This window comes from Variovorax sp. GW823-FHT02B07, assembly GCF_058797695.1.
Window position 1 is genome coordinate 1,009,051 of the sequence record NZ_JBXAJX010000002.1, and the last position, 17,148, is coordinate 1,026,198.

The following is a 17,148-nucleotide window of genomic DNA, read 5'->3' on the forward strand; positions in this document are numbered from 1 at the left end:
GCTGCCTCCCCTCCCTTTTTTGCGCCCGCTGTTTGCGGGTCTTGCCTGCGGATTACTTCGACCGGTCCGAATCCACGAGGTCCCAGGCCAGGCCTGCGAGCCAGCCGATGCCCACCAGCCACGCGCCGGCGTGCACCGTGTCGATGTCGGCCGGGGCCAGCCAGTGGACCCCCAGGGCGATCAGCAGCCCGGCGATGGCACCGAGGCAGGACCAGGGGGAGCTGAGCGCTTCGAGCATGTCAGGGCGACTGTAGCGGCCCTCTTTCGCGCCTCGCATCGACCCGATTCGGCATGCTGAGAACCTTTGGATTCATTTGAGCGGCGGTCCACCAACTGGCTGACGCTCTTGTTCACCGCTCAAAAATTGAGCAATGTGTGGAATCCCTTTGTAAAACAACAACTTGCATTCGTTTTACAAAGCTCCACCCCAGTTACCCCCAAAGTTGCCCACAGAAAGTGGGGATTGAAGCGGACTTCTTCACAACCGGCGGCAAGTCGTTGGTTTCAAAGGGCGGCCTAGCACAGGCAACCCCCTGTTTTTTCGCTTGACTTTCCTGTTTTAGAGCCATTTTGGGACCCATCGGTCGCCAGACTTGTGCACTGCAAAAATTTTAAGCAGACTAACTATTCCCTTTATAAAACAACGACTTGCAATCGCTTTACAACGCTGCCCCTGACTTACCCCCAAAGTTGTGCACAGAAAATGGGGAAGACATCGGGTTTCTCACAAGCCGCCTGCAAGTGCCTGTTTTTGGCCGGAAAACCGGCCGTCAGCCGGTTTCGGCCTGCGCCTCGGCGTAGTGCTTGCACAAGGTCTCGACCAGCGCCTGGGCGTACACGGGCAGGGCGGCGCGGTCGCGCACGAGCAGGTAGCGCTCGCGCACGCACCACGGGTCGCTGAGCTCGACCAGCGCGAGCCCCATGCTCTCCTGGTTGCGCCGCGCGGCCGACTCCGGCACCACGCCGATGCCCACGCCGCTGCCGATCATCCGGCACATGGCGTCGAAGCTGCCGAGCTGGATGCGCAGCTTCTGGCGCTTGCCCAGGTGGTCGGTGATCTGCCCCAGGAAGGCCTGCAGCGTGCTGCCCTGCTGCATGCCGATGGCGTCTTCGTCGAGCGTCTCGGCAAACGAGATGCGGCGGCGCCGCGCAAAGCGGTGCTGGCGCGCCGTGACGAGCACCAGCCGGTCGGTGCTGAAGTGGATGGTGTCCAGGCCCAGCGTGTCCATCTGGCCCGCGACGATGCCGATGTCGGCGCGCCCGTCGCGCACGCCGCGCGGGATCTGAGCATTCGGTTTTTCCTGAAGGTCGACGTTGATGCGCGGGTTGGCGGCCAGGAAGCCGGGCAGGATCTCGGGCAGGAAGTCGGTCACCGCCGTGGTGTTGGCGAACACGCGCAGGTGGCCGCGCAGGCCGCCGCCGTACTCGAGCAGGTCGGCGCGCAGCTGGTCGGCCTGGTGCAGCACCAGCCGGGCGTGGTGCAGGAAGGCCTCGCCCGGCGGCAGCAGGCGCACGCCGCGGGCCTCGCGCTGCAGCAGCTGCAGGCCGGCCTGGGTCTCGAGCGCCTTGATGCGCGCGCTGGCCGCGGCCAGTGACAGGTGCTGGCGCTCGGCCGCCCGCGTGAGGTTGCCGAGTTCGGCCGTGGCCACGAACAGGCGCAGGTCGGTGAGGTCGAAGAGCATGGGGCGATGGTAGTCAAGCCTTCGGAATTTCAGAAGCCTGGCTTCCGAAATCGCAGATTGCGCCGGCGGGGCGGGCAGAAGACCATGCGGCGATGGAGACACAACACAAGCCAACCACCAGCGGATTAAAAGTCCGTTGCTCTGTCCCGATGAGATTCCGCGCCCGCGCGCTGCTCGCTTTCGGACTCACTGCCACCGCCTTGCTGACCACCAGCCCGGCCACCGCCCAGACCTACCCCTCGCGCCCCATCACGCTCGTCGTGCCCCAGGCCGCGGGCGGCACCAACGACATCGTCGGCCGCCTCGTGGGCCAGAAGCTCGGCGAGGTGTTGAACAACGCCAGCGTGGTGGTCGACAACCGCCCCGGCGCGGGCGGCAACATCGGCACGCAGCTGGTCGCCAAGGGCCCGAAGGACGGCTACACGCTGCTCATGACGATCAGCAGCAGCCAGGCCATCAACCCCGCGCTCTACAAGAACCCGGGCTTCGACCCCGAGAAAGACTTCAAGCCCGTCGGCCTGATCGGCGCCGTGCCCAACGTGCTGCTGGTGAACCCGTCGTTCCCCGCGAAGAACTTCGCCGAATTTTTGAAGCTGGCGCGCGAGAAGGGCGCCAACTACCAGTACGCCTCGGCCGGCAACGGCACGCTCAACCACCTGCTGGGCGAGATGCTCAACAGCATGGGAGGCATCTCGCTGCAGCACGTGCCGTACAAGGGCGTGGCGCCTGCGATCAACGACGTGCTGGGCGGGCAGTTGCCGATCGTGTTCGCGAGCCTGCCTTCGGCGCTGGCGCACATCAAGGCCGGCAAGCTGCGCGCGCTGGCCGTGAGCGGCGAAAAGCGCTCGCCCGTGCTGCCCGACGTGCCCGCCATCGCCGAGCAGGTGCCGGGCTACAACGGCACGCTGTGGATCGGCCTGTTCGCGCCCGCGGGCGTGCCGGCCGACGTGCTCGCCACCCTGCAGGACGCCACGCGCAAGGCGCTCGCGGCCAAGGACCTGCGCGACAAGCTCGACCAGCAGGGCGTGGAGATCGCCGCGCCCACCTCGCCCGAGCAGTTCTCGGCGCTGCTGCATGCCGACCTCGCCAAGTGGGCGCGCATCGTCAAGGCCTCGGGCGCCGCGGTCGACTGATCCATCGACTCATTTCTCTTCTTGCCATACACGACATGACTTCTCCCCTGATCGACGCCGAAGCCCTCGCGCACCTGCAGGCCTGGCAGGGCCGCAGCGAAACGCTGCGCGACGACCTCACCGCCGCGCCCGTGCGCGGCCTGTCCGCCACGCTCGACCGCGACGACCCGCTGCCCGAGGCGGGCACGCGCCTGCCTGCGCTGTGGCACTGGCTCTACTTCCTGCCGCACCACCGCCAGTCGGAGATCGGCGAAGACGGCCATGCCAAGCGCGGCGGCTTCCTGCCGCCCGTGCCGCTGCCGCGCCGCATGTGGGCCGGCGGCCGGTTGACGTGGGAGCCGGGCAATCCGCTGCAGGTGGGCGATGCGGTCGAGCGCACGTCGACCATCGCCTCGGTCACGCACAAGGCCGGCCGCACGGGCGAGCTGGTGTTCGTGCTGGTTCGCCACGAGGTGCGCAACGCGCGTGGGCTCGCGCTGACCGAAGAGCACGACATCGTCTACCGCGCCGCTGCCGCGCCCGGCGAGGCCGCACCATCGCCCACGCCCGCACCGAAGGACGCCGCCTTCAGCCGCGACCTCGTGCCCGACGACGTGCTGCTGTTCCGCTACTCGGCGCTGACCTTCAACGGCCACCGCATCCACTACGACCGCCGCTACGTGACGCAGGTCGAGGGCTACCCGGGCCTCATCGTGCACGGGCCGCTGATCGCGACGCTGCTGGTCGACCTGCTGCGCCGCAATGCGCCGGCCGATGCGCAGCTCGCGCGCTTCGAGTTCCGCGCCGTGCGCCCGACCTTCGACATCGCGCCGTTCCGCGTGCACGGCAAGCCCGCCGAAGGCAGCACCGACGGCAAGACCTTCAGCCTGTGGGGCGAAGACGCCGACGGCTGGCTCACGATGCAGGCCACGGCCGTGCTCGCCTGACGCAAGGAAAGAAAGAAGAAGCCCATGACCAGACCCCTGGACGGCATCACCGTCATCTCGCTCGAGCACGCCATCGCGGCGCCGTTCTGCACCCGCCAGCTCGCCGACCTCGGCGCGCGCGTCATCAAGGTCGAGCGCCCCGGCGGCGGCGACTTTGCGCGCGCCTACGACGAGCGCGTGAACGGCGAGGCCTCGCACTTCGTGTGGGTCAACCGCTCGAAGGAAAGCCTCACGCTCGACCTGAAGCAGCCCGCCGCGCTCGCCGTGCTGCAGGAGCTGGTGGCCGGCGCCGACGTGCTGGTGCAGAACCTCGCGCCCGGCGCCGCCGCGCGCATGGGCCTGGGCGCGCAGGTGCTGCAGGAGAAGCACCCCGCGCTCATCGTCTGCGACATCTCGGGCTACGGCGAAGACGGCCCGTACCGCGACAAGAAGGCCTACGACCTGCTCATTCAGAGCGAGGCCGGTTTCCTTTCGGTGACGGGCACGCCCGACGACCCGTGCAAGTCGGGCAACTCCATCGCCGACATCGCGGCGGGCATGTACGCCTACACCGGCATCCTCGCGGCGCTGATGCAGCGCGGCAAGACGGGCAAGGGCTCGCACATCGACGTGTCGATGCTCGAATCGCTCGCCGAGTGGATGGGCTACCCGATGTACTACGCCTACGACGGCGCACCGCCGCCGCCGCGCAGCGCCGCCTCGCACGCCACCATCTATCCCTACGGCCCGTTCCCCGCCGGCGACGGCGGCACCGTGATGCTCGGCCTGCAGAACGAGCGCGAGTGGCGCGCCTTCTGCGACAAGGTGCTGCTGCGCCCCGAGCTCGCGAGCGACCCGCGCTTCGACAGCAATGCCCGGCGCAACGAACACCGCGAGGCGCTGCGCACGCTCATCGTCGACACCTTCGGAGCGCTCAGTGCGGCGCAGGTGCTCGAACGGCTCGACACCGCGCAGATCGCCAACGCGCGCATGAACGACATGGCCGGGCTGTGGGCGCACCCGCAGCTGCAGGCGCGCGAGCGCTGGCGCCAGGTGGGTTCGCCGGCCGGCGACATTCCGGCGCTGCTGCCGGCCGGTCGCCAGAGTGCGTTCGACTACCGCATGGACCCGGTGCCCGCGGTCGGCCAGCACACCGACGCGATCTTGCGCAGCCTGGGCCGCGGCGACGACGCGATTGCAGCGCTGCGCGCGGCCGGCGCGGTATGAGCGGACCCGCCAATCAAGCGCTCGCTCTTGCGCGCGCCTTTCTCTTCGTGCCCGCCGACCGGCCCGAGCGCCACGCGCGCGCATTGGCGACGGGTGCGGGCGGCGTGATCATCGACCTCGAAGATGCCGTGGCGCCCGCGCGCAAGGCCGAGTCGCGCGACGCGCTTGGCGCCTCGCTGGCGGCGCTGCCCGCCGAAGGGCGAGGGCGACTTCTGGTGCGCGTGAACGCCAGCGGCACGCCGTGGCATGACGACGACTGCGCGCGCGCGGCCGGCTGGATCGCCGATGGCCTGATCGCCGGCGTCGTGCTGCCCAAGGCCGAGCACGCCGACGAACTGCATCGGCTCGCCGCGACGGTCGGACCGAAGGCCGTGCTGGTGCCGCTCATCGAATCGGCCGCGGGGCTCGCCGCGCTCGATGCCATCGCGGGTGCGCCGCAGGTGCTGCGGCTGGCCTTCGGCCACCTCGATTTCCAGGCCGACCTCGGCATGGCCTGCGATGCCGACGAGGCCGAGCTGGTGCCCGTGCGCCTCGCGCTCGTGCTGGCCTCGCGCCGCGCCGGGCTGGCCACGCCCATCGACGGCGTCTCGCCCGACTGGCGCGACGCGCAGCGGCTCGCCGCCGACACCGCGCGCGCCCGGCGCGGCGGCTTCGGCGCCAAGCTGTGTATCCATCCCGAGCAGGTTGCGCCCGTGCAGGCCGCGCTCGGGCCCACGGCCGACGAGGTGGCCTGGGCGCACCGCGTCACCGAGGCCGTGCGCGCGGCCGGCGGCGGCGTCGTGAGCCTCGACGGCCGCATGGTCGACGGGCCCGTGGTGCGGCTGGCCGAGCGCTGGATCGCGCTGGCCACATCTCACGGCCCGGGCGATTCATCCGTGACGCACTGATCCACAGACAAACCAAAAGGAGACAAAGAAGTGAACGCAACGAAGACCTGGAAACTGAAAGCCCTCATCGCCGCATCGGCGGGCGCCTGCCTGCTCGCCGCCGCATCGCCTGCCGCCGCGCAGGCTGCGTGGCCCGACAAGCCCATCGTGATGGTCGTGCCGTACTCGGCCGGCGGCCCCACCGACGTGGTGGCGCGCATGCTCGCGGTGCCCATGGGCAAGTCGCTGGGGCAGACCGTGGTGGTCGAGAACACCGTGGGCGCGGGCGGCACCATCGCGCCGACCCGCGTGGCCAAGGCGGCGCCCAACGGCTACACCATCCTCATCCACCACATGGGCATGGCCACCGCACCCGCGCTGTACAAGAAGCTCAACTACGACCCGCTGAAAGACTTCGAGTACGTCGGCCAGGTCATGGACGTGCCGATGACCCTGCTGTCGCGCAAGGACTTCCCGGCCAACAACTTCAAGGAGCTGCTGGCCTACGTGAAGGCCAACAAGGACAAGGTCTCGCTTGCCAACGCCGGCATCGGTGCCGTCTCGCAGCTGTGCGGCATGCTCTTCGCGCACCAGATCGGCGTGCAGCTGACGACCGTGCCCTACAAGGGCGCAGGCCCGGCACTCAACGACCTCATGGGCGGGCAGGTCGACCTGCTGTGCGACCAGACCACGCAGACCGCGCCCGTCATCAAGGACGGCCAGCGCGTGAAGGTGTTCGGCGTGACCACGCCCAAGCGCCTGTCGAGCATGCCCGACATCCCCACGCTCGACGAGCAGGGCCTCAAGGGCTTCGACGTGAAGGTGTGGCACGGCGTGTATGCGCCCAAGGGCACGCCGCCGGCCGTGATCGAGAAGCTCAACGTGGCCCTGCGCGCCGCGCTGCAGGACGACAACGTGAAGAAGCGCTTCGCCGAGCTGAGCACCGAGGCCGTGCCGATGGACAAGGTCACGCCCGAAGCGCTGCGCAGCCACCTGGCGGCGGAGATCGAGAAGTGGGGGAAGGTGATCCGGGCTGCGGGGGTGCAGGCGGATTGAGCGCGACAGCTTGAGAGGTTCGGGGTCGGGGGCCGCAATGCCCCGGGCTCACAGCTTCTTCTTCATGTAGGCGAGGTAGTTGCCGCGCGCGTAGTTGTCGATGCGGGCGAACTCTTCGTAGCCCTGCTTCAGGTAGAAGCCCCGCGCCTGCCACTCGAAGGTCTCGAGCGCGGCATTCCCGGCGCCCAGCGCCTTGCCGCGCGCTTCCGCCTCCGCGAGCAGGCGGCGGCCCAGGCCGGTGCCCCGGGCTTCCTCCTCGACGAACAGCACGTCGATGCGCAGCCATTCGAGGAACACGAAGCCACGCAGCCCGCCCACCAGGCGGCCCTGCGCATCCTTCGCGTTCAGCCATACGGGTTGCGTATCGGGGTACTCGCCGACGAAGCCGTAGTTGAACTCGCGCAACCTGCGGCCCAGGACGCCGGAGCGGACCTCCTCTTCGGAGGCGGTCGAAATCACTGTCTCGGTCATGCGTCGCCGTTCGCCAGCAAGGTCTCCTCGAACAACTTCAGCAACAGCCGCGCGAACACATCCATGTTCCATGGCCGGTCGGTCGCGCCGGTTTCGATCGTGCGGCTGACCACGAGGCCGTCCGCGCCGGTCACGGCGATGCAGACATGCCCCGGCGCATCGCCGTACGGACTGCCCGACGGCCCCGCCGCGCCGCTCTCGCAGATGCCCCACTTCGAACGATGGGCATCACGGATGCGGTCCGAGATGAAGCGCGCGTAGGGTTCGGTCTCGCCGCGCATGTCGCCCATGTCCTCGGGCGTGAGGCCGAGCAGGGCCTTGCCGGCACGCCGCGAGTAGATGACCGCGCCGCCCAGGAAGTAAGCCGAGGCGCCCGGCAGGGCGAGCAGGGCGGCCGAGACCAGGCCGCCGGCCGACGATTCGGCCACCGCCACTGTCTGGCGCCGCTCGCGCAGCGTCGCCCCCACGCGGGCGGCGAGCACGGAAAGCGGTTCGAGGTCGGTGAGGTCGGGCGTGGACATGGAGGTCGAAAGAAGTAAGAAAGAAGAAATGACCGACCGTTCGATCGATCAAGGGAACGCGTGAACGAATGAGCGAACGGTCATGCGAGGCCCGCGCGCGAGCCTGGCCGCCGCACATACGACGGCGCGCGCTCATGGCTCGAGGTGTGGCCGTACACCGTGTCGGCCGGGTAGTACTCGGCCTGCAGCTGCACCTTGGCCGCGGCTTCCTCGCCCGCCACATGGGCGATGAAGGCCAGCATCAGGTCGGTGCCCGCCGAGACGCCGGCCGAGGTCCAGACATGGCCGTCCTGCACGAAGCGCTGCTCCACCACCTTCACGTCGCCGAGTGCGCGCAGGCGGTCGAGCGATCCCCAGTGCGTGGTCGCGGTGCGGCCCGAGAGCAGGCCGGCCGCATGCAGCACGAAGGCGCCGGTGCACACCGACAGCAGCGCCTTGCAGCCGGGCGCCTGCGCGGCCAGGAACTGCACCATGGCGGGGTTGTCGACCTCGCGCCGCGTGCCCATGCCGCCGGGCACGAGCACGAAATCGAGCGGCGGGCAGTCGGCGAACGAGACATGCGGGTTGATCGACAGCCCCTTGGCGCAGACGACCGGGCCGTGCGTTTGCGCCACCACGAGGCAGTTCGCGGGGCCGCCGGCCAGCTTGCTCCACATGGTGAGCATTTCCCAGGGACCGACGAAATCGAGCTCCTCGACCTCGGGGAAGACGACGATTGCGAAATTCATGCGTGCGAACTCCTGGTGGGGTGGCCGGCAGGGGCCGTGTCACGGGCGCGAAGCCGCAAGCATATAGAGTGCCGCCGAGGTGATGTCCGTGACAGCTGGTTGCAAGCTTGGCTCAGTGTTCTCCCTCAGAGTTGTGTGGCCTGAAAATGGCTAGAGTGAAGGCGGCCGTTCAGGCTTTTTGCTAGCTTCAATCAAGGAAATCTCATGAGCAAGAAAGTTGCATATGTCACCGGAGGCATGGGTGGCATCGGAACAGCCATCTGCCAGCGTCTGTACAAGGACGGGTTCACCGTGGTCGCAGGTTGCGGCCCCACGCGGGACTACGCCAAGTGGCTGGCCGAACAGAAAGCCGAAGGCTTCGAGTTCCACGCGTCGGTCGGCAATGTCGGCGACTGGCAATCCACCGTCGAAGCCTTCTCCGCCGCCAAGGCGGCCCACGGGGCGATTGACGTGCTCGTCAACAACGCCGGCATCACGCGGGACCGCATGTTCCTCAAGATGACCCCCGAGGACTGGAGCGCGGTGATCGAAACCAACCTCAACAGCATGTTCAACGTCACCAAGCAGGTGGTGGGCGACATGGTCGAAAAGGGCTGGGGCCGCATCATCAACATCAGCTCGGTCAACGGCGCCAAGGGCCAGGCCGGCCAGACCAACTACTCGGCGGCCAAGGCCGGCATGCACGGCTTCACGATGGCGCTGGCGCAGGAGCTGGCCAACAAGGGCGTCACCGTGAACACGGTGAGCCCGGGCTACATCGGCACCGACATGGTCAAGGCCATCCGCCAGGAAGTGCTCGACAAGATCGTGGCCACGATCCCGGTCAAGCGCCTGGGCGAGCCGAGCGAAATCGCTTCCATCATCGCGTGGCTCGCCACCGACGAAGGCGGCTACAGCACCGGGGCCGACTTCTCGGTCAACGGCGGCCTCCACATGCACTGAGCATGCGCGCCACGCCCTGAAAACAAAAACCCGCTTCGGCGGGTTTTTTCATTTGGGCCGGAACCACTCCCACAGGACACACGACTTCAACCATCGAAAGCAACCCGGCACGAACCCTTTTTTCAGCGTTTTTCCTTCATCTTTTCAGGAGGCAGTCATGGCACATACAACAAGCACAGTACCCAGGAAGCTCCCCCTTTACCGTTCCCTGTACGTGCAGGTGATCACTGCGGTGATCGTCGGCGTGCTCCTGGGGTACTTCTACCCCTCGCTCGGCGAGTCGATGAAGCCCTTGGGCGACGGCTTCATCAAGCTCATCAAGATGATCATCGCGCCGATCATCTTCTGCACGGTGGTGGTCGGCATCGCCGGCATGGAAGACATGAAGAAGGTCGGCAAGACCGGCGGGCTGGCGCTCCTGTACTTCGAGATCGTGAGCAGCATCGCGCTGGTGGTCGGCCTCGTGCTGGTGAACCTGCTCAAGCCGGGCGCGGGCATGAACATCGACGCGTCCACGCTCGACACCAAGGCCATCGCGGCCTACACCGGCCCCGGCAAGATGACCGGCACGGTCGACTTTCTGCTCAACGTGATTCCCAGCACGATCGTTGATGCCTTCGCCAAGGGCGAGATCCTGCAGGTGCTGCTGATCGCGGTGTTGTTCGGCTTTGCGCTGCACCGTTTCGGCGGGCGCGGCACGCTGGTGTTCGACGTGATCGAGAAGGGCTCGCACGTGCTGTTCGTGATCGTCAACTACATCATGAAGCTCGCGCCCATCGGCGCCTTCGGCGCCATGGCCTTCACCATCGGCAAGTACGGGCTGGGCAGCCTGCTGTCGCTGGGCAAGCTCATGGGCACCTTCTACCTGACCTGCCTGCTGTTCATCTTCGTGGTGCTGGGGCTCATTGCGCGCTTTCACGGCTTCAGCATCTGGAAGTTCATCAAGTACATCAAGGAAGAGCTGCTGATCGTGCTGGGCACCTCGTCCAGCGAATCGGTGCTGCCGCGCATGATGGAGAAGATGGAGAACCTGGGCGCCCACAAGACCTGCGTGGGCCTGGTGATTCCCACGGGCTACTCGTTCAACCTGGACGGCACCTCGATCTACCTGACGATGGCGGCGGTGTTCATCGCGCAGGCCACCAACACGCCGATGACGCTCACGCAGGAGATCACGCTGCTGGCCGTGCTGCTGCTCACCTCGAAGGGGGCGGCCGGCGTCACGGGCAGCGGCTTCATCGTGCTGGCGGCCACGCTGTCGGCGGTGGGGCATGTGCCGGTGGCGGGGCTGGCGCTCATTTTGGGCATCGACCGCTTCATGTCCGAGGCGCGCGCGCTCACCAACCTGATCGGCAACGGCGTGGCCACCATCGTGGTCGCCAAGTGGACCAACGAACTGGACACCGAGCGGCTGCAGGCCGGGCTCAACAACGAGAGCTGGGTCGAGTCGCAGGAGCCCGAGGAGCTGGTGAACGCGCGCGAATCGAAGATGGCGCAGTAGCGGGAGCAGGGCGCCGGCCCGCGCGTTTCGGTGCGGTGTGGCGCGTTTCGGTGCGCTTCAGTGCACGTCAGTGCACCAGGGCCACCGCGAGCAGCGGCTGCGCTCTGGCGTCGAGCTCGCGTTCGTACAGCGGGGCGGCCTTGGCGTAGGCGCCCTGGGCGCGATGGGCCGCGGCCAGGTTCTGCCGGCTGTACAGCACGGCGTGTGCGTCGGGGCGCCGCTGCTTCTCGTGGATCGCCAGGGCGCGTTCGTACAGCGCAATGGCCTGGTCGAAGGCCTCGCGGCGGTAGTGCAGGCCGGCCAGCGCGCTCAGCGTGAACGCCACCCGCGGGCTGTCCGGCCCGGCGGTCTTTTCCTGGATGGCGAGCGCGGCCGTGTACGACTGCGCGGCCCGGGTCAGCTGCCCCTGTCGCTGGTGGACATGGGCCAGCAGCACGAGGCTGAGGGCCGTGTCGGCGGACTCGGCCCCGCCCGTGCGTTGCGCCGTCTGCAGCACCTGCTGCGCCAGCTCAAGCGTGCCGACGTCGTAGCAGTTGGCGTTGATGCGTTGAACGAGTTCCTGGCGCAGCGCGCGCCATTCGGGGTTGCCGTCCTGCGCATGCAGCGCGCCCAACTGCGAGGCCGCCAGGATGACGCCGGCGGCAAGCCATGCCTTCGCGAATTTCATGGGGCCGAATCTAGTGCCCCGGCCCGGAAACCGAATACCTCGTTCATGGGAGTCCGCGCCCGCGGGGGGCGGCCCCCCAGAGGCGCGGACGGTGCAAGCGCCCGCAGGCGCCCCGCCTCAGACGAGATCGAAGCGGTCCAGGTTCATCACCTTGGTCCAGGCGGCCACGAAGTCGTCGATGAACTTCTGCTGGCTGTCGGAAGCGCCATAGACCTCGGCGATGGCGCGCAATCGTGCATTGCGATCCGAATCGCCGATGTGGCGAAGGTGCAAGGTGTTGCGTTTGCTCTAGCCACAATCTTTTGGAACTCCACGCAAAAGAAGTCCCGCTTTTGGTTGCCGACGGCATACTGCCGTTGCACAAGTTGTTCGCGGCATGCGACTTTCCGACCGGGCATCAATCGAAAACCGGGACGATTGTGTCAGTGCCGATGTCCATCATCCTGACCCATGAATGCTCCCGCAAAACTTACTCTCATTGGTTCCGTGATCACCGTCATTGGAGGGATCGTAGTTGCCCTCATTAACTCAGGAACCGCCACCACGAGTACTCCGCCGGCGGCGACCAACGGTAGTTTTGCCGTCTCGGGAACCAACAACGATGTGTACGGAAATATCTCGATCCAAAACGCGACGGTGAACGTGAACACGGAAGGGCAGGGCGTTCAAAGCACGGCATCTCCGCTAATAGGCAAGTGGCACGGCATATCCCGCTACGCTGTGCCAGAAGGAGAACTCACATCCAGCGGCTATTCTCAATTCCTGCAGACTGGGCACTACAACTTCACTGGCGAGCTCACATTGAGAAACGCCGAGAAAATCGGGCCGAATGCAGCGATCGTGTCGAGGATCCTCGCCACAGGCACTTGGCGAGCCACGAGCGGGAAATATTCCATCACTTTGGTCGACATGAAGACGGTCAAAACAGTGAAGCACCAATCGGGGAAAGCCGATGTCGATCTGGACCAAATCGCCGCCGCTGTTCCAGGTGCATCACGCTTTCGTCTTGAAGATGTGACACCGCAGGGGGCGACACAGGAATTCACGGTGCAGGAGTTGACAGCAACAAGTCTTCGAGCAACAGGGAAGGATCTGAGCGGATATGGCGTTGACTATGTCGCAACTCGGATGCAGTAACTCATGCTTTTCTTGCAGAGCCGTTCGACTGATTCGGTCCTAGGAAAAAGACGGCCTCGGCGTGCTGTACCGAGGGAGTTTTCCCCCCAATTCGTGGGCGTCCGCGCCCGACGGCACAGGGCTTAGGGCGCGGACGGCGCAGGCGCCCGGAGGCGCCCCGCCTCAGGCGAGATCGAAGCGGTCCAGGTTCATCACCTTGGTCCAGGCGGCCACGAAGTCGTCGATGAACTTCTGCTGGCTGTCGGAAGCGCCGTAGACCTCGGCGATGGCGCGCAGCTGCGCGTTGGAGCCGAACACCAGGTCGACGCGCGTGCCGGTCCACTTCAGCGCGCCGGTCTTGCGGTCGCGGCCTTCGTACTCTTCCTTGGCGTCCGACACCGCCTTCCACTCCGTGCCCATGTCGAGCAGGTTGACGAAGTAGTCGTTGCTCAGCGTGCCGGGCGTCTTCGTGAAGACGCCGTGGCGCGTCTGGCCGACGTTGGTGTCGAGCACGCGCAGGCCGCCGACCAGCACCGTCATCTCGGGCGCTGTGAGCGTGAGCAGCTGCGCCTTGTCGATCAGCAGCGCTTCGCCGGGCACGCTGTAGCGGCCCTTCAGGTAGTTGCGGAAGCCGTCGGCCGCGGGCTCCAGCGGCTCGAACGAGGGCACGTCGGTCTGTTCCTGCGAGGCGTCGGCACGGCCCGGCGAGAAGGGCACCTTCACTTCACGCCCGCCATTGCGCGCGGCCTGTTCCACGCCCGCACCGCCGGCCAGCACGATCAGGTCGGCCAGCGAGATCTTCTTGCCGCCGGTCTGTGCCGCGTTGAACTCGCTCTGGATGCCTTCGAGCACCTTCAGCACCTGGGCCAGCTGCGCGGGCTGGTTGACGGCCCAGTCCTTCTGGGGCGCCAGCCGCACGCGGGCGCCATTGGCACCGCCGCGCATGTCGGAGCCGCGGAAGGTGGAGGCCGAGGCCCACGCCGTCGACACCAGCTGCGCAGGCGTGAGGCCCGAGGCCAGCACCTTCTTCGTCAGCGCCGCGACGTCGTTGGCGTCGACCAGCGGGTGGTCGACGGCCGGGATCGGGTCTTGCCAGATGAGTTCTTCGGCCGGCACCTCGGGCCCGAGGTAGCGGGCGCGCGGGCCCATGTCGCGGTGCGTGAGCTTGAACCAGGCGCGCGCGAAGGCGTCGGCGAGCTGGTCGGGGTTGGCCAGGAAGCGGCGCGAGATCTTTTCGTAGGCCGGGTCCAGGCGCAGCGACAGGTCGGTCGTGAGCATGGTCGGCGCGTGGCGCTTGGAGGCGTCGTGCGCGTCGGGGATGGTGCCGGCACCGGCGCCGCCCTTGGCCACCCACTGGTGCGCGCCGGCGGGGCTCTTGGTCAGCTCCCATTCGTAGCCGAACAGGTTCTCGAAGAAGTTGTTGCTCCACTTCGTGGGCGTGGTGGTCCACGTCACTTCGAGGCCGCTGGTGATGGTGTCGCCGCCCTTGCCGGTGCCGAAGCTGTTCTTCCAGCCGAAGCCCTGGTCTTCGAGGCCGGCGGCTTCGGGTTCCTTGCCGACGTTCGAGGCCGGCCCCGCGCCGTGCGTCTTGCCGAAGGTGTGGCCGCCGGCGATGAGCGCCACGGTTTCCTCGTCGTTCATGGCCATGCGGGCGAAGGTGTCGCGGATGTCGTGGGCCGCGGCGATCGGGTCGGGGTTGCCGTCCGGGCCTTCGGGGTTCACGTAGATCAGGCCCATCTGCACGGCGCCCAGCGGGTTCTCGAGGTTGCGGCTGTGCGGCACCTTGCTGTCGTCGTCCTTCACGAGCACACCGCGGTCTTTCTCGACGCCGGGCGAGCCCTGTGCGTAGCGCACGTCGCCGCCCAGCCAGGTCTTCTCGCGGCCCCAGTACACGTCCTGGTCGGGCTCCCACACGTCGGGGCGGCCACCGCCGAAGCCGAAGGTCTTGAAGCCCATGGTCTCGAGCGCGACGTTGCCGGTGAGGATCAACAGGTCGGCCCAGGAAATCTTCTGGCCGTACTTCTGCTTGATCGGCCACAGCAGGCGGCGCGCCTTGTCCAGGCTCACGTTGTCGGGCCAGCTGTTGAGCGGCGCGAAGCGCTGCTGCCCGCGGCCCGCGCCGCCACGGCCGTCGCCGATGCGGTAGGTGCCGGCGCTGTGCCAGGCCATGCGGATGAAGAGCGGGCCGTAGTGGCCGAAGTCGGCGGGCCACCAGTCTTGCGAGTCGGTCATCAGCGCGGCGAGGTCTTTCTTCACCGCGGCGAGGTCCAGGCTCTGGAAGGCCTTGGCGTAGTCGAAACCGGCGCCCAGGGGATCGGATTTGGAGGAGTGCTGGTGCAGCAGGTCCAGGCGCAGCTGCTCGGGCCACCAGTCGCGGTTCGTGGTGCCGGCGCCGGTGGCCTGGCTGAACGGGCACTTCGCTTCGGTTTTCTCGTTGCTCATGGGGAGGCTCCTGTTGTTGGGGGGACGGGGGGACCGCTCAAATTCTGGATGAGAAAGGTGTCGATGCGAATAGAAGTGCTTTATGCCTACGATAGTTCGCGTCGCTTCCGTAGGGGTGTAGACGCAGGCCCGTAGAAGCCTGCGGGCTTCAAAGGTTGGGGGCCGTTCCTGCAAAATGGACCGATGCCCCACAGCGTCTCCCTCATCAATACGATTGCCGCCGGCCTGGGGTTGGCGCTGGTGTTCGGCTTTCTCGCGGCGCGGCTGCGATTGCCGGCGCTGGTGGGGTACCTCCTGGCGGGCGTGATCATCGGCCCGTTCACGCCGGGCTTCGTGGCCGATGCCGGCATTGCCGCGCAGCTGGCCGAGATCGGCGTGATGCTGCTGATGTTCGGCGTGGGCCTGCATTTTTCACTGGCCGACCTGCTCGCGGTGCGCAAGATTGCGCTGCCCGGCGCCATCGCGCAGATCGTCGTCGCCACGCTGCTCGGCGGCGGCCTGGCGGTGTGGTGGGGCTGGAGCTGGGGCGCGGCGCTGGTGTTCGGGCTGGCGCTGTCGGTGGCGAGCACGGTGGTGCTGCTGCGTGCGCTCGAGAGCCTGGGCATCCTTGATTCCTTCACCGGCCGCATCGCCATCGGCTGGCTGGTGGTCGAAGACCTCGCGATGGTGCTGGTGCTCGTGCTGTTGCCGCCGCTGGCGGGCGCGCTGGGCGGCACCAACGCCGACACCAACGGCGCGCCGGTCTGGCAGACGCTGGGCCTCACGCTGCTGCAGGTCGGCGGCTTCGTGCTGCTGATGCTGGTGGTGGGGCGGCGCGTGTTCCCGTGGATTCTCTGGCAGGTCACGCGCACCGGCTCGCGCGAGCTGTTCACGCTGTGCGTGGTGGCGGCGGCCGTGAGCATCGCCTTTGCCTCGGCGGCGCTGTTCGGCGTGTCGTTCGCGCTGGGCGCCTTCTTCGCCGGCATGGTGATGCGCGAGTCGCAGTTCAGCCACCGCGCGGCGCAGGAGTCGCTGCCGCTGCGCGATGCCTTTGCCGTGCTGTTCTTCGTGTCGGTCGGCATGCTCTTCGACCCCTCGGTGCTGGTGGAGCGACCGCTGCAGGTGCTGGCCGTGGTGCTGGTGATCGTGCTGGGCAAGTCGCTCGCGGCCTGCGCGCTGGTGCTGGTGTTCCGCTACCCGCTGGCCACCGCGCTCACCGTGAGCGCGAGCCTGGCGCAGATCGGCGAGTTCTCGTTCATCCTGGCCGGGCTGGGCGTGTCGCTCGGCCTGCTGCCGGTGGAAGGGCAGAGCCTGGTGCTGGCGGGTGCGCTGATCTCCATCGCCACCAACCCGCTGTGGTTCAGCCTCATCGCGCCGCTGCAGAAATGGCTGCACGCGCATTCGAAGTTCGCACGCGAACTCGACGCGCGCAGCGACCCGCTGGCCGAGTTGCCCATGACCACCGAGGCCAAGTACCTGTCGCGGCAGGTGGTGCTGGTCGGCTACGGCCGGGTGGGCCGGCGCATCGCCGCCGAGCTCGAGACGAACGACATCCCCTACGTGGTGGCCGAGCAGAACCGCGAGCTGGTCGAGAAGCTGCGCGAGGCCGGCATCCCCGCCGTGTGGGGCGACGCGGCCGACCCGGCGGTGCTGATCCAGGCGCACGTGGCGCGCGCCCGCGTGCTCGTGGTGGCCACGCCCGACGCCATGAACGTGCGCCAGATGATCGAAACCGCGCGCACGCTGAACCCCACCATCCAGACCGTGGTGCGCAGCCACAACGAGCAGGAAGCCCGCCTGCTGGCCGCCGAAACCGACGCGAAGGTGTTCCTGGGCGAACAGGAACTCGCCCAGGCCATGGCCCGCGATGTGGTGCAGCGCGCCGCCGCGATGGCGGTGCCGGCCTGAGAAC

Annotated in this window: 17 protein-coding genes; 9 read left to right on the forward strand and 8 right to left on the reverse strand. The window is 67.5% G+C overall.

Translation table 11 applies throughout. The features are described 5' to 3' along the window. Positions 1 to 52 precede the first annotated feature (52 nt). Together AC1RGU_RS15655 and AC1RGU_RS15660 are read right to left on the reverse strand one after the other, a co-directional pair. Positions 53 to 277, reverse strand: a complete 225-nt coding sequence (locus AC1RGU_RS15655) for a hypothetical protein (RefSeq protein ID WP_492696808.1) — start codon at positions 275 to 277, stop codon at positions 53 to 55. Positions 278 to 770: 493 nt separating this feature from the next. Beyond that, complete coding sequence (locus AC1RGU_RS15660; protein ID WP_487849375.1) at positions 771 to 1,682, reverse strand: LysR family transcriptional regulator; 912 nt, start codon at positions 1,680 to 1,682, stop codon at positions 771 to 773. Positions 1,683 to 1,831: 149 nt separating this feature from the next. Between AC1RGU_RS15660 and AC1RGU_RS15665 the strand changes: the two genes are divergently transcribed. From AC1RGU_RS15665 to AC1RGU_RS15685, 5 genes are read left to right on the forward strand one after another with little or no spacing between them, the layout of a single operon-like run. Then, positions 1,832 to 2,815, forward strand: coding sequence for a Bug family tripartite tricarboxylate transporter substrate binding protein (locus AC1RGU_RS15665; protein ID WP_492696809.1), 984 nt, complete (start codon positions 1,832 to 1,834; stop codon positions 2,813 to 2,815). A gap of 35 nt (positions 2,816 to 2,850) precedes the next feature. Then, on the forward strand, positions 2,851 to 3,741 hold the full coding sequence (locus AC1RGU_RS15670) for an HTD2 family dehydratase (protein WP_492696810.1): 891 nt from the start codon (positions 2,851 to 2,853) through the stop codon (positions 3,739 to 3,741). A 24-nt stretch (positions 3,742 to 3,765) separates the two neighbouring features. Beyond that, positions 3,766 to 4,947: a CaiB/BaiF CoA transferase family protein gene (locus tag AC1RGU_RS15675; protein ID WP_070061123.1), complete on the forward strand. Its 1,182-nt coding sequence runs from the start codon at positions 3,766 to 3,768 to the stop codon at positions 4,945 to 4,947. After that, positions 4,944 to 5,834: an HpcH/HpaI aldolase/citrate lyase family protein gene (locus AC1RGU_RS15680; protein WP_492696811.1), complete on the forward strand. Its 891-nt coding sequence runs from the start codon at positions 4,944 to 4,946 to the stop codon at positions 5,832 to 5,834. Before AC1RGU_RS15675 ends, AC1RGU_RS15680 begins: the two co-directional genes overlap by 4 nt. 30 nt (positions 5,835 to 5,864) lie before the next feature. After that, entirely contained in the window at positions 5,865 to 6,869 is a 1,005-nt protein-coding gene (locus AC1RGU_RS15685) for a tripartite tricarboxylate transporter substrate binding protein BugD (protein WP_062480864.1), read from the forward strand. 48 nt (positions 6,870 to 6,917) lie between these two features. Here AC1RGU_RS15685 and AC1RGU_RS15690 read toward each other — a convergent pair whose 3' ends face one another. The 3 genes from AC1RGU_RS15690 to AC1RGU_RS15700 all read right to left on the reverse strand — a co-directional run bounded on the left by AC1RGU_RS15690 (position 6,918) and on the right by AC1RGU_RS15700 (position 8,589). After that, on the reverse strand, positions 6,918 to 7,340 hold the full coding sequence (locus tag AC1RGU_RS15690; protein WP_492696812.1) for a GNAT family N-acetyltransferase: 423 nt from the start codon (positions 7,338 to 7,340) through the stop codon (positions 6,918 to 6,920). Further along, positions 7,337 to 7,861, reverse strand: a complete 525-nt coding sequence (locus AC1RGU_RS15695; protein WP_492696813.1) for a CinA family protein — start codon at positions 7,859 to 7,861, stop codon at positions 7,337 to 7,339. The genes AC1RGU_RS15690 and AC1RGU_RS15695 overlap by 4 nt, the downstream gene beginning before the upstream one ends. Before the next feature lie 80 nt (positions 7,862 to 7,941). After that, positions 7,942 to 8,589, reverse strand: coding sequence for a DJ-1/PfpI family protein (locus AC1RGU_RS15700; protein ID WP_070061119.1), 648 nt, complete (start codon positions 8,587 to 8,589; stop codon positions 7,942 to 7,944). A 204-nt stretch (positions 8,590 to 8,793) separates the two neighbouring features. Between AC1RGU_RS15700 and phbB the strand changes: the two genes are divergently transcribed. Then, a complete protein-coding gene (gene phbB, locus AC1RGU_RS15705) occupies positions 8,794 to 9,531 on the forward strand; it encodes an acetoacetyl-CoA reductase (protein ID WP_062480872.1) in 738 nt (245 codons plus the stop codon). Between the two features lie 157 nt (positions 9,532 to 9,688). After that, on the forward strand, positions 9,689 to 11,032 hold the full coding sequence (locus tag AC1RGU_RS15710) for a dicarboxylate/amino acid:cation symporter (protein ID WP_492696814.1): 1,344 nt from the start codon (positions 9,689 to 9,691) through the stop codon (positions 11,030 to 11,032). A 67-nt stretch (positions 11,033 to 11,099) separates the two neighbouring features. Here the strand turns inward: AC1RGU_RS15710 and AC1RGU_RS15715 are convergent, their stop codons facing one another. Next, a complete protein-coding gene (locus AC1RGU_RS15715; RefSeq protein WP_492696815.1) occupies positions 11,100 to 11,699 on the reverse strand; it encodes a tetratricopeptide repeat protein in 600 nt (199 codons plus the stop codon). Between the two features lie 117 nt (positions 11,700 to 11,816). After that, positions 11,817 to 11,972, reverse strand: coding sequence for a hypothetical protein (locus AC1RGU_RS15720; protein ID WP_492697108.1), 156 nt, complete (start codon positions 11,970 to 11,972; stop codon positions 11,817 to 11,819). 177 nt (positions 11,973 to 12,149) lie between these two features. Between AC1RGU_RS15720 and AC1RGU_RS15725 the strand changes: the two genes are divergently transcribed. Then, positions 12,150 to 12,836, forward strand: a complete 687-nt coding sequence (locus AC1RGU_RS15725; RefSeq protein ID WP_492739312.1) for a hypothetical protein — start codon at positions 12,150 to 12,152, stop codon at positions 12,834 to 12,836. A 162-nt stretch (positions 12,837 to 12,998) separates the two neighbouring features. On the opposite strand, the gene katG is transcribed toward AC1RGU_RS15725, so the two are convergent. Beyond that, positions 12,999 to 15,257, reverse strand: coding sequence for a catalase/peroxidase HPI (katG, locus tag AC1RGU_RS15730; RefSeq protein WP_492696817.1), 2,259 nt, complete (start codon positions 15,255 to 15,257; stop codon positions 12,999 to 13,001). A 183-nt stretch (positions 15,258 to 15,440) separates the two neighbouring features. Here katG and AC1RGU_RS15735 point away from each other — a divergent pair, with 183 nt between their 5' ends. Beyond that, complete coding sequence (locus AC1RGU_RS15735) at positions 15,441 to 17,144, forward strand: cation:proton antiporter domain-containing protein (RefSeq protein WP_492696818.1); 1,704 nt, start codon at positions 15,441 to 15,443, stop codon at positions 17,142 to 17,144. The last annotated feature ends 4 nt before the right edge of the window (positions 17,145 to 17,148 follow it).